8 protein-coding genes and 1 other annotated feature are annotated in these 13,479 nt (G+C 50.7%); of the genes, 5 read left to right on the forward strand and 3 right to left on the reverse strand.

All coding sequences use genetic code 11. The annotated features are described in order from the left end of the window. Positions 1-19: 19 nt before the first annotated feature. From C5S61_RS12300 to C5S61_RS12310, 3 genes are all read right to left on the reverse strand, one after another. Positions 20-2,455, reverse strand: a complete 2,436-nt coding sequence (locus C5S61_RS12300) for an ABC transporter permease (RefSeq protein ID WP_110515345.1) — start codon at positions 2,453-2,455, stop codon at positions 20-22. After that, positions 2,456-3,166: an ABC transporter ATP-binding protein gene (locus C5S61_RS12305; RefSeq protein WP_110515346.1), complete on the reverse strand. Its 711-nt coding sequence runs from the start codon at positions 3,164-3,166 to the stop codon at positions 2,456-2,458. A 406-nt stretch (positions 3,167-3,572) separates the two neighbouring features. Next, complete coding sequence (locus C5S61_RS12310; protein ID WP_110515347.1) at positions 3,573-3,950, reverse strand: helix-turn-helix domain-containing protein; 378 nt, start codon at positions 3,948-3,950, stop codon at positions 3,573-3,575. A gap of 128 nt (positions 3,951-4,078) precedes the next feature. Beyond that, positions 4,079-4,299: a binding site (T-box leader), on the forward strand. Positions 4,300-4,347: 48 nt separating this feature from the next. On the opposite strand from C5S61_RS12310, the gene C5S61_RS12315 reads away from it, so the two are divergent. From C5S61_RS12315 to C5S61_RS12340, 5 genes are all read left to right on the forward strand, one after another. Next, the gene (locus tag C5S61_RS12315) at positions 4,348-6,117 is read left to right on the forward strand and encodes a DUF3105 domain-containing protein (protein ID WP_110515348.1); all 1,770 of its coding nucleotides are present in this window, start codon (positions 4,348-4,350) and stop codon (positions 6,115-6,117) included. 21 nt (positions 6,118-6,138) lie between these two features. Beyond that, entirely contained in the window at positions 6,139-8,904 is a 2,766-nt protein-coding gene (locus tag C5S61_RS12320) for a valine--tRNA ligase (protein WP_110515349.1), read from the forward strand. 670 nt (positions 8,905-9,574) lie between these two features. Next, positions 9,575-11,029: a DUF4832 domain-containing protein gene (locus tag C5S61_RS12330; protein WP_110515351.1), complete on the forward strand. Its 1,455-nt coding sequence runs from the start codon at positions 9,575-9,577 to the stop codon at positions 11,027-11,029. Positions 11,030-11,200: 171 nt separating this feature from the next. Next, positions 11,201-12,520 carry a tRNA (N6-isopentenyl adenosine(37)-C2)-methylthiotransferase MiaB gene (gene miaB, locus C5S61_RS12335; protein WP_110515352.1) on the forward strand — a complete coding sequence of 440 codons (1,320 nt, stop codon included), beginning with the start codon at positions 11,201-11,203 and terminating at the stop codon, positions 12,518-12,520. Then, positions 12,517-13,464: a CPBP family intramembrane glutamic endopeptidase gene (locus C5S61_RS12340; RefSeq protein ID WP_164689404.1), complete on the forward strand. Its 948-nt coding sequence runs from the start codon at positions 12,517-12,519 to the stop codon at positions 13,462-13,464. Before miaB ends, C5S61_RS12340 begins: the two co-directional genes overlap by 4 nt. Positions 13,465-13,479 lie beyond the last annotated feature (15 nt).

Raw genomic sequence — 13,479 nt, forward strand, 5'->3', positions numbered from 1 at the left:
GTGTAGCATAAAAGCCAACCTATTCCTCACGCAGCACATGCAACGGGCGCAAATGCGCAGGTCGCCAAGCAACGACCAACGCGGTCAGCAAGGCCAGGCCAATCGAACAACCAAAAATCAGCAAGCCCGGCAAGAAATCAAGCCCCATTTTGGCTTTTGGCTGGAGCGTGTTGAGCACGGTTATGGCGATCCACACCGCCAGCATCCCAAAGCTGCCAGCAATCAAGCCAATCAAACTATATTCCATGCTGATGCTGCGCAGTAAGTGGCTGGTGCTATAACCAACCGCCTTGAAAATGCCCATCTCGCGGCGACGCTCAAACAAGGCCAAACCAACCGCATTCGCAATCAGCACCACGCCTGCCACAAATGCCAAACTGGCCACCGCGATTGCAAACATGCCCAACGATTTATACAGCATTTGAGTGGCGTTATACAGGTCAATTTCGTTATAGACAAAGGCTTGGGGCAGGGCTTGATTAACCGTATTGGTTACCGCGCTCAATTGATTAATCGGCAAATTCAGAATATAGATTGAACTACCGCGCTTGACTGGCAGTTGCTGCATCGCCGCCGGACTGATCACCAGCGGGCTCGACGCTTGGCTGCCAGTAGCATCATAGCGCCCAACCAAACGCAGCTTCTGATTTGAGCCAATAACTGCAAATTCGCTACCAAGTGGAATATCGCTGAAAAACCACGTTTCAAACATCATTTCATCTGCGCCAGCTTGCCATTCGCCCTCAGTCAATTGCAGATCAGCAAGTTGCTCGCGACTGCGCGCAGCAGCCTGAATCGGCCCATCTTCGCTATCGGGCAAGGCAAGCGTAATATCGAGCATACGAATTGGCTCAAGCGCTGGTTGTTGCAATTGCTGCAAGGTTGCAGCCACCTGCTGCTCAGCACTCGGCGCAGTAATCACCCACAAAGCCCGAGTAGGATCAGTGTTGGGGTCGGCCCGTCGATCAAGCTGCTTTTTGACTGTTAGCAAGGCCGTTGCTGAAAAGCCAATCGTAAATACGCCAATTGACAAGGCGATAATTGCAAACGTTGCGCGTTGGCCATTGCGCTGCATATTGCGGCTAGCCAAACGCAACCAATAGCCAGGCAACGGCGTTTTGGCAACCAACCACAAAATGCCCTGAAATAGCCAATTGAGCAAGGCCAAGCTAATCAGCGCACCAACAAACAAGATCATCCCCGCCCCAAACGAGCCCATGCTGATGCTGGCAACCAAGGCAAACATCGCGCCCAAACCAGCATACAAACCGATCATGGCGCGGCGAGTGGTTGGGTTCACCTCAATTGGGCCAGAGCGTAACAACGAACCAGGCCGCACAGCATTGGCCTTAACAATTGCCACCATGCCAAAAATTAAGGTTGTCGCGATGCCCAAGCCCATCGCGCCCGCCAAAATGCGCCAATCAACCACACTTGGCAACATAAAGGCACTGGTGCGCTCAAACAAACCAGTTAATTGATCGCCAATCAACACAGCGGCAAGCGCCCCAAAAATACTGCCAATCAAGCCAAGCAAGGCAGTTTCCAAGCCAAACAACAGCAGCAATTGTGGGCCTCGGTAGCCCAAGGTTTTAAGGATGGCAATTTCGTTGCGGCGACGAGCCAAGACAACTTGCATCGTGTTTGCCACCCCAATCCCGCTGACAATCAAACCCAACACACCAGCACCGCGCAAAGTCATGTTGAAAAAGCCAGCTGTCTCTGATGGCTCGCTGCTGACCACTGAAACCAACCAGCCTGCTTGCTCCAAGGCGGCAACTTGCGCACCTTGCTGGCCCCAAACCACCCGCACCGAATTCAAAGCAGCTTCGCCATCTAAGGTATTCGCAGTCTCAAGGCTGAAAAATAAACTATCGGCGTTCATATTCGGCACCCGATCAACCAAACCGACCAGTTTGAGCCGTTTGGGAATTGCCCCTTGTTCAAGCAGCATCACCAACTCTTGGCCAATTTGCAAATCGTGCTGCTTCGCCAAAACCTCGCTCAGCACAACTGCGTCGGGCTGCTTGAATAGCTCGGTCATGTTGGCGTTGGCTGGCTCGCTGACATGCAACTCACCCAATAACGGATAGCGTTGGGGATCGATCCCGTAGCCCATGCCACTAAAAATGACATGATCGCCGCCAGCTGGCTTGAGCATACTCGGCAGAATCGCCGAATAGACCACATAATCGCCAATCACGCCAGTTTGCTTCAGCTGCTCAAGTTGGGCTTGTTGCGCAGGGCCAATCGGGCCATCAGGCCAATCGAGCGCCGCATCGCCGCCAGCACTGACCCGATTTTCAACAAAGCTGCGATCGATCGCCGTGGATAAGCTTTGCATCGAGCCAAGCGACATTACGCCAAAAGCGATACAGATAATTGCCAAGAGCGTGCGCTGACCACCTAAACGCAATGAGCGCCAAGCATAATTAAACGCAAATCGCAATCCCATCTACTCAGCCCTCGCGCTATCGTGGCGAATCTGGCCATCGACGAGGTACAGTTGGCGATCAGCGCGGGCTGCCACATCGGGATCGTGCGTCACCATCACAATCGTAATATTCAATTGGCGGCGTAAATCGGCAAATAGTTCCAGAATTTGCTTGCTGGTGGCGCTATCTAAGTTGCCAGTTGGCTCATCGGCAATCAGCAACTGTGGCGTTGTGACCAAGGCGCGAGCAATTGCAACCCGTTGTTGCTGGCCGCCAGAAAGCTGCGCAGGCCGATGATCGCGCCGATCGCCAAGGCCCACCAATTCGAGCATTGCCTTGGCACGCTGGCTAATTTCGCTGCGATTGCGATGCACAAACAAGGGTGCTTCAACATTCTCTTGGGCGGTCATGGTTGGAATCAAATTAAATGCTTGAAACACAACGCCAATCGTTTGATTGCGCAAACGGGCCAATTGTGGCTCGCCCATTTTGGTAATATCGACATCATTCAAGCGCACATGGCCATGGCTAGGCGTATCAAGGCCCGCCAAAATGCCAAGCAAGGTCGATTTGCCCGAGCCTGAAGGTCCAGTTAATGCGACCCACGAGCCACGAGCAATTTCCAACGAAATATTGTTCAAAATCGTCAAGTTGGTTGTGCCGAGTTGGACGGTATGCGAAACATCGCGCATTAAGGCGACTGGTGCAGTAGCCGAAGATGTTGCAAGCATGAAAATTCCTTAGAATAGAACATAGAACATAGAGCAAAGAACATAGAAGTTGGGGATCGGTTGTTGGGTGATGGGGATCGGGCTTTAACGCAGAGGCGCAGAGGAAGTAAGGCTATGGCTTTTAGCAAAAACCGCTAGGTGTTTGCGTACAAACCAATTTCCGCTAGCCTGTATGCACTAATCCCCTCACCCCAACCCCTCTCCCGTGACGCGGGCGAGGGGCTTTAATCACGTGGTTCTCCCTCAGTTCCTTGGTGAAATAAGGTCGGTTCCCCCTCGCCCGCGTCCAGTGGGCGAGGGGCTGGGGGTGAGGGCATGCTCTTTGTTGTTAATCCAATGAACCATTATATAGAGCCAATAGCCTTTACTCCCAGTCCCCAACAACCGATCCCCGATCCCTCGTTAATTACGCTGCTTGAAGCTGGTTTTGGCGGGCTAGTTCAGCCAAGGCTTGGACAATCGTTTCTGGCTGTTCGAGGCGGGCAATCGCCTGCGCCCCAAGATCGAGCCAAAGTTGATGTTCGTTGCGTGAGCCATTGGCCAAAACCAAGCTTGCAGGGCAGGTTAGCCATTGATTTAAGCTTTTGAGCGCAGCCAAAGGATTAATATTCAACATGGCTGCATCAATAATTACTACATCGGGCTGAAGGTTCGGCAACAAGTGCAACGCCTCAGCATGGGTAATATCGGCAACTAATTCATAGGCTGGATTGGCTGAAATTAAACTATGCAGCAGTGCGCGACGACTGGCGATGCTGATTGTGGCAATAGTTAAGTGTTGCATAAAGCCTCCTTGTGATGAGCTTTAGCATAGGGCGCAAGTGTTACCGGAGTATCACGAACCTGTCGCAAAATTGTCGCAAAGCCAGCGCTTGACACAAGTCGCAAGCATAGCTATTATTTGAGCAATCGCAAATGACGTTGACCAAGATGAGTAAATTATTGGTTCCCGCCAGAGATTGGGTGTCGGCGGCTGAAAGCACCCTCGGTTGAGCAATAATTGAACGTGGCTTGGAAGTCGATCAACTGAAATTCAGTAAGTTGGTTCGGGTGCGCCCGTTATCGCGCTCATGAGTGATGTTGCTACGGCAACATAATCAAGGTGGTACCACGAGTTTCCTCTCGTCCTTGTTGGGCGTGGGGTTTTTGTTTTTAGCGGCAATCTTCAACGAGGGAATGTGATGGAAGCAACCAATTGGCAGCATGCAGTTGCCCAAGCCTTAGATCAAAACAATCATCAGCGCGCCAAACAGTTGCTAGCTACGGTTATTCGCCAACATCCGCAAGAACGTGAGGCTTGGCGCATTTTAGCTACCATCGTGACTGATGCTGCCCAAAAGGCCGAATGTTTGCGCCGAATTGCCGCAATTGATGATGCTGCACCAATTACGCCCTTGGCCAGCAACCCACGTGCCGAGCCAATGCCAAGTCCAGAGCGGCGCATTCTGTCAATCGCCAAAAAAACAATCCCGCTGGCTGATGCTCAGTCGACAACCCAACTAGCGTCCAGTGCGGAGCAAGCCATGCAGGCCAATAGCAAAAAAACAATCCCGCTGGCTGATGCTCAGCCTACCACGCAGCTAGCAGCAAGCGATATTAAAACAACGCCGCTTTATGCATCTCAGTCAACGACCGAGCTTGGGCCAAATACCGCCAACGCGGATCTGCCAACGCTGCGCTTGAGCCAACCAACGGCGGCCACACCTAAGCAGCCCCGTTCGCTGCCCAAAACGCTGATCCTGCTTGGAGCAAGTTTATGTGGCATTGGGTTGTTGCTATTGCTTGGCCTGCAAATCTGGCCGTTATTGCAAACAAGCGACAAAACTGCTGCCATTGCAGAGCCGCAGCAAGTTGACATTGCGCTGAATATCGTGCGTTCAGGCGTTGGTCAAACGCCAATGACCGATCAGGCAATGGTCTATTTTGAAATTGAGAATCCCAGCGATCAAGCGTTATACAACATTCCCTATACCATGACCCTGACCAGTCAAACCAATAAAGTGCTAAAAAATACCAATACAATTGAATTGCTGCTGCCCAAGCAAAAAATCGTTGTGACCGATGGCGTATTTACTGGAATGAAATTTCGTGCCAAAAGTATCGAAATTAGTTTAGGCAAGGGCTATCCAATTGTCTTTGATCAAGCTATTCCAAAGCCAAAGCTCGAGGTTGTTACCACAAATGGCATTAATTATCTTCCTGATAATTTAGAGGCGCGAGGCGATACCTATATTGTCTATAATGTTGTTGCAACTCCTAGTACAGAAATTATTACTTCAACATTTGTATCAATGTTGCTGTATGACAAAAACGATACCATTATTGGTGCTGGTTCCGATTTTATCGACATTATTGGTGAATCTGATTTAGAAACAAATCGGAATAATAAAACATTAGTCTATACCAGCATCTGGAAAGATACAGAAGTGGCTCGGGTTGAAATTGTGCCAGCATTTAGCTTGGCAACATTCAATCAACAGCCACCAATTAAAGCAGCAAAGCCCGAATTTGATCAAATGTGGTTGGGTGAATATATTCCGGCAGTTGATCCGCCATACCATGTTAGTGAAAGTGTCGATTATCAAAGTTTGCCGCCAACATCTGGTTATCATGCAGCGTATCCTGCTGATTGGGGCTATCATTTTTATGATGTTCAGGATGAAGCACTTGTGCATAATCTAGAACATGGCGGGGTGATTATTTTTTATAATCCGCAACTCATTACGCCGTCAGAGCTTATTCAATTAGAAGCAACGTTCAATACGCTCTACCAGCGCAATGATCATACTATTTTCCGCTTGCGCATGAATTTGGATGCGACAGTGGCAATGACCGCGTGGGAATATCGTTTGATGCTACGCGATAATGCAAATCTCGATGCAGTTAATACATTTTTCAGCGAGCATATTGCTCGTGGCCCAGAATGCGTAAACTTACGCTGCCCTAATTAATTCTAGTTTGAGGTTGGAACCATGACGTTAAATGAGCATTTAAAACGGGCTTTGGCCGAGGCCGATCTTGGCCAAGCCTACGAAGCCGCCAAAGTCGAGGAGCATCTGTACAAATGGTGGGAAGCGGCGGGCTATTTCAAGCCAACTGCGGCCAATGGCAAAGATCCATTTGTGATTGCGATTCCGCCGCCCAACGTGACTGGGGTGCTGCACACTGGCCACGGCTTGACCAATACAATCGAGGATATTTTGACCCGCTGGCATCGCATGCTCGGCCAACCAACGTTGTGGGTTCCTGGCACCGACCATGCCGGCATCGCCACCCAAAACGTGGTTGAAAAGCAACTTGCCAAGGTTGGCAAAACCCGCCACGACCTTGGCCGCGAGGATTTTCTCGATGCTGTTTGGGAATGGAAAGGCCGTTCGCACTCAACGATTACCAGTCAACTACGCCGCCTCGGTTCGTCGGTCGATTGGCAGCGCGAACGCTTTACGCTTGACGAAGGTTTGTCGCAAGCGGTCGTCGTGGCTTTCAAACGCTTATACGACGATGGCTTGATCTATCGCGGTACACGTTTGGTCAACTGGTGTCCACGCTGTCTCTCGGCAATCTCGGATCTCGAAGTGGTCTATCGCGATGAGCAAGAGCAAGGCAATTTGTGGCATATTCGCTATAAAGTTGCGACTGATCTGAATGATACTGAATGGCGCATCAGCGAAGGCGATCAATCGATTACGATCGCCACGACGCGCCCAGAAACCTTGCTCGCCGACGTGGCGGTAGCGGTGCATCCAGACGATGAGCGCTACGCCAATTTGGTAGGCAAATTTGTGCTGCTGCCAGCCTTGGGCCGCCAAATTCCGATTATCGCCGATACCTATGTCGAGCGCGAGTTTGGCACTGGAGCGCTCAAAATTACGCCCGGCCACGATCCAAATGACTATATCGTTGGTCAACGTCACAACTTGCCAATTCTCAATATGCTGAATCTTGATGCAACGATCAATGCTGAAGGTGGCATTTATGCTGGCCTCGACCGTTTTGAGGCTCGGAAGCGCTTGGTCGCCGATTTAACCGAAACTGGCAATTTGGTCGAAACCAAGCCCCACTTGATGAAGATTGGCCGTTGCGAGCGCTGCGATACCATTGTCGAGCCGTTGATCAGCACCCAGTGGTTTGTTAAAACTCAACCCTTGGCCGAGCCTGCCATAGCCGCCGTGCGCGAAGGCCGCACCAAAATCGTGCCCGAACGCTTCAACAAAATCTATTTCCACTGGATGGAAAACATTCAAGATTGGTGTATTAGCCGCCAACTCTGGTGGGGCCATCGGATTCCGGTTTGGTACGGCCCCGATAACCATATGTTTGTCGAGTTGAATGCTACCGATGCCATGGCTGCCGCCACTACCCATTATGGTCAAGTTGTTGACCTACGCCAAGACGAAGACGTGCTTGATACGTGGTTCTCATCGGGCTTGTGGCCGTTCAGCATTTTGGGCTGGCCCGATGTTGAACACCCTGATTTCAAGCAGTTTTACCCAAACACGCTGCTCGAAACTGGCTACGATATTCTGTTTTTCTGGGTCGCGCGCATGATGATGTTGGGCCTATATCTCACCGGCAAAGAGCCATTCGAATGGGTCTATTTGCATGGGCTGGTGCGCGATGAACATGGCCGCAAAATGTCGAAATCGTTGGGCAATCAGGTCGATCCGCTCGATTTGATCGATCAATATGGCACTGATGCGTTGCGTTTTACCTTCGCCACCTCATCAACACCAGGCCAAGATTTTGCCTTGCAACCAACCCGTTTGGATTCAGCGCGCTCGTTCGCCAACAAAATTTGGAATGCAACCCGCTTTGTAATTTCAAAATTGGGCGATTTGCCGCGCACTGCTGACAGCAACATTAGCGTCGCAAGCTTGAATGCTGAAGCCTACACCGTGGCTGATCGCTGGATTCTCTCGCGCTTCAATCGCTTGGCTGGCGATGTTGAGCGCTTGATGAATAGTTTCAATTTGGGCGAAGCTGGTCGCCAAATCCAAACCTTCTTCTGGGATGAATTTGCCGATTGGTACATTGAAACCGCCAAAATTCAAATTGATACTGGCGACGAGCAGCAGCAATTGCGCACCCGCCAAACGCTGTATAGCGTGTTGGAAGGTACATTGCGTTTGCTGCACCCATTTATGCCGTTTGTCAGCGAGGCTGCTTGGCAAAAATTGAACAACAGCGAGCAAACTACGCCAACTCCAGCCGCCTTGATTATCGCCGAATATCCGTTGATCGATTCGGCAATGCTCAACGAGCAAGCTGAACGCGATTGGGAATTGGTGCAAAATATCATTCGCGGCGTGCGGAACGTGCGTACCGAAACCGGCGTGGAAGCAGTCAAATGGATCGAAGCCTTGATTGCTGCTGGCTCTGCAAGCGCCATGCTCACCGAACAAGCTGCGATCATCAGCCGTTTGGCGCGCATCGCTCCCGATAAATTAATCATCAGCGAAACTCTGAGCGAGCGCCCAGAGCAAGCCACAACCTTGGTTATTTCGCCAGTCGAAGTGGTATTGCCTTTGGCGGGCATGGTCGATTTGGCCGCCGAACGCGAACGGCTCAACAAGGAGCTTGAACGGGTCGAGGCCGATGTCGAGCGCCGCCGCACGAAGCTTGGCAACGAGAACTTCGTGGCCAAAGCCAAGCCCGAAGTTGTGCAAAAGGAGCGCGAAGCCTTGGCTGCCCAAGAGCTAGCCGCCACAACCTTGCGCGAACGCTTGGCAAGTTTCTAAGCGCGTGGTCAGCGAGTAGCGGTCGGGGTTCAGGGGCTGGGGATCGGTTCGTCCGTCCCAGCCCCATTCGTTTTGATCCACGAAAGTCACAAAGGCTGTTTTTTTAGCCACGAATTGCACGAATTCTACGAATAATTATTTTTAGCCACAGATTGCACAGATTGATTTGATTATCGTTCCGATAGCCCAAAGCCTATAGCCGATAGCCATGGTTCCGCTACGCCGCTGCGTTAAAAGCCCAATCACAAAGCACGGAAACCGCGAAAATCGCGAAGATCGCGAATACGTATTTTTCACCACAGATTGCACAGATTTGTATGATGATGTTCTTTATAGCCCATAGCCTAGCGCCTATAGCCTTATCCCTTTTTTCGCCACAGATTGCACAGATTTGTATGATGATGTTCTTTATAGCCCAAAGCCCAAAGCCCAAAGCCATGGTTCCTCTGCGCCGCTGCGTTAAAAATGTAATCCACGAAGGACGAAACCGCGAAAATCGCGAAGATCGCGAATACGTATTTTTAGCCACAGATTGATTTGGTTATCGTTCCGATAGCCCAAAGTCTAGAGCCTATAGCCTCATTGCTCTGCGCTATTTTTTGACATCCTAACTAATCCTCGCTAGCCTATACCCTAGAGCCTTCGGGTAATCGCTAGCGAGGATTGGTCAATGCGAACAGTTAAAGTGCTGGTTGGACTCGTGGTTGTGATCGGATTGGGCCTGATTTGGTATGGGTTGCGGCCTCAAGCTAGCCCAGATTGGCAGACATTCACGCCAAAAACTATCCCAATTGAGCAAGCAGAGCTGGCCAATCCTGGGCGCGGGCTGTATCAATGGCGCGGCCAAACCATGATTTGTCCAGCAGCATTAATTTCGAATCGCGAGCGCTACGATCGCTGGACGTGGGCGGCGCTTGAGCCAAGCGAAAATCAATACGATTGGCAGCCAATCCACCGATTGCTAGATAACGCCGAGCAGCAAGGCCAGCGGGTTTGGATTGGCTTAGGAGCGAGTGCTGGCCCCAACAGCAGCGGTCCGTTTATGCCTGAATATTTGCAACAGGCAGAATTTGGCGCGAGCTTTGAGGGCGATTGGTATCCAAATTACAATCATCAGTATGTGCAGGCACGACTTGAAGCCTTGCTCGATGGATTTGTGGCCGAATTTGCTGGCGATCAGCGGATTTTGGGCGTACAGATGCGCAGTTATGGCCGCTATGGCGAGGGCTATTTGCCGTGGAATGCTGCTAAAAGCCATGGAATGTGGGCGAGTGATAGCACGGCCCGTTGGTTGGTTGATGCCTGGCACAGTCGGCTCAGCCAGCATTTTCTCATTTCGATTCCGCTAAGCAATAATCCTGTGTTTTATTATGCGATGACCAAACAACCCTATTGGAGCATCACCCGCGATGCGTTGGGCATGCCCGAGCAAATGCAAAATATCGATCAATTGATCCAAAGTGATGTCATGATTGATGGCATGGCGATTGGCCCGTTGGTGGCTGAGCGCTGGAAATACGCGCCGATTTTTAGCGAAATGATTGGCGAATATGGAGAGCACGATTATAGTGGCCAGTTTTTGGCGGCCCAAACTCAAGTCATTTCGTATCATATTTCGTATGTGAGCAATGGCAATTTTGCTCAGCCCTATCGCGAAAGTCCGTGGGATTTTTGGCGCGATCCGCTGAATTGCCCTGAACAAGCCAGCAATTGGACGCAGGCTGATCTTCAGTATTTTGGGCTGGCAGGCAAATTAGCTGGTTATCGTTATGCGCCAAGCACCATCAAACTCGCAGTGAGCGATCAGCAACTGCACATCGAAAGCATGTGGCAAAACGCTGGTGTTGCGCCAATCTATGAGCGCTGGCCGCTAGTATGGCAATTGCGTGATCAGGCTCAGACGGTGGTGTGGCAAGCAGAAGCGAGCCTTGATTTGCGCCTTGTGCTCCCAACCCAAGCCTATCAGCATAGCCAACAATTTGATCAATTTTCGTTGCCAGCAGGCGAATACGAATTGAGCGTGGTTGCACCTGCAATCAATCGCTATGTGCAGCCATTACAGTTGGCGATTGAAGGCAAGCAGGATGATGGGCGTTATCGGCTTGGAATTCTGAGCATTCGTTAATATCTCATTTTGGGCCGATTGCAAAAAACGTGGCACAATACAAGCAAGGCTTTTTTGGCTATAAACTTGGCTTAATTGGCTTAAACTCACGCTTGCGACGGTTGCGATGGCCTGATTCCTAGGCTATAATGCTGCGACTTTTGCTATTAACGACGTAAAGGCTATAGGGTTATGCAACGAAATCGCTATTTTGTATGGACAGTTGGCTGTCAAATGAACGTCTCTGATTCAGAGCGTCTCGAATCGGCGCTGCAAGGGGTAGGCTATACTCCTGCTGAGCAAGCCGAAGATGCCGATTTTATTGTATTAAATTCGTGCTCAGTGCGCGCCAATGCTGAAGAAAAGATTATCGGCAAAATTACCGATATTCAACGCATCAAGCGCGAGCGGCCTGATACCAAAATTGTGTTGTGGGGCTGTATGGTCGGCCCAAATAATCAATCGATCTTCAAGAAAAAATTACCAATGGTTGATCACTTTGTCTCGCCATCGGCAGTTGACGAAGTGTTGGCCTTAGCGCCAAACCCAATCTACCAGCTTGACGAACCAGCCTTGCCAGTCGCCGATTGGGAAGTGCCGCCAGTTAATGTGCATGTGCCAATCAATTATGGCTGCAATATGTCGTGTGCCTATTGTGTGATTCCGTTGCGCCGTGGCAAAGAGCGCTCACGCCCAATGGCCGAAATTGCCGATGAAGTGCGCCGAATTTGTGCTCGTGGAGCCAAGGAAATTACCTTGCTGGGCCAAATTGTCGATTCGTATGGCCACGATTTGCCCGGGCGGCCCGACCTTGCAGATTTGCTCGAACATATTCACGATACCCCTGGTTTGGTGCGTTTGCGCTTCTTGACCTCGCACCCGGCCTTTATGAGCGAAAAATTATTACACGCAATTGCTCGCTTGCCCAAGGTCATGCCCGACATTAACTTGCCAATCCAGGCAGGCGATGATCAATTGCTCAAAGTGATGAAGCGCGGCTATACTGTGGCCAAATATACCAAATTGATCGAACGGATTCGCGAGATTGTGCCAAATGTTTCGTTGAGCACCGATATTATTGTTGGCCATCCTGGCGAAACGCGCGAGATGTTCGAGCGCACGCTGGAAATGGTCGAAAATCTGCGTTTCGATAAAGTGCATATTGCGGCCTATTCCTCGCGGCCTGGCACCAAGGCTGGCGAGATGGAGCTTGACCCAGCCTTGGCAGTGGAACATGGCGAAAAGCAATATCGCCGAATTGCGCTTGAGCGTTTGCAAGAACGAATTATTACCGAGCGCAACGAAGAGCTTTTGGGTCACGACGTTGAAGTTTTGGTCGAAGAATTTACCAAAGGCAAATGGCGCGGTCGCGATCGCAACAACAAATTGGTCTTTTTCGAAGCTGAAGGCAATTGGTACGGCAAAGTGGTCAACATTCATGTGACCGAAACCCGACCATGGTGGCTGGGCGGCGATCTGGTTGGCGAAGCGCTGGCAGTAGGTGCTGTATGAGCTTCGGCAACGACGATCAACAGCGCGAACGGAACGACGCAGTATTAAAGGCCTTGGGCGGCGTACCACAACCACCAAGCGCTTCATCGCAAACGTTGCCGCAACAGCCCATGCAGCAAGCTGGTTGGTATCCCGCTGATCAGGGCTATCAAGTGCCGAATGTGCCGAATGTGCCGAATGTGCTCGTAACCGAAGAAGGCCAAAGCAGCACGCCAATGGCCTATTGGGTACTGCCCGATTTGATTATTGGCTTTCTGATTGCGGTCATTTTGCAAGTAATCATTATGGTTGGCTATATGCTGGCCAAAGGTTTCAGCAGCATTGACGATATTCAAGGTTTGCTGACTGACCCAACCTTTATGTTGCTGAACGCGCCAACCTTGGGCTTAGGCTTTACCATGGCAAGCATCTTGCGGGTCAACCTGCTGCGCAAATTACCCTTGGCATGGTTTGGCCTCAATGGCAAAAAACTTGGCCTTGCCTTGGGGCTTGGTTTTGTGGCTGGTATCAGCTTTCTCGTGACCAACTTTATCTCTGGCTTAATTGGCACAGCGTTGGGCAGCAATCCTGATCAGCAAGATCAATTGATTGGCCCATTTCGCGATGCAAGCAACTTGCAAATTGGCCTCTTTGGCCTGTTTGTGGTCATTATCGGGCCGTTTTTAGAGGAAGTCTTTTTTCGTGGCTACGCGTTTCGGGCCTTGCGCCAAAAGCTTGGTGTAACCTGGGGCGTTGTGTTGAGCGCAGTTATGTTTGCCCTGCCACACGTTTTTGGGGTTACGACTGGCTATATTGCCTTGTTGATTCCAATTTTCTTGGGCGGGGTCATTTTAGCAATTGTCTACCACTACACCAATAACTTGTGGAGCGCTGTTTTAGCCCACGCGATGAACAACTTTGTTGGCTTTCTCGGCCTGCTTGCGGCCTTGAAACTCGACATTTAAGCACTAGCTGTTTTT

Origin of the sequence: Herpetosiphon llansteffanensis (assembly GCF_003205875.1) — a bacterium.
Classification (GTDB): domain Bacteria; phylum Chloroflexota; class Chloroflexia; order Chloroflexales; family Herpetosiphonaceae; genus Herpetosiphon; species Herpetosiphon llansteffanensis.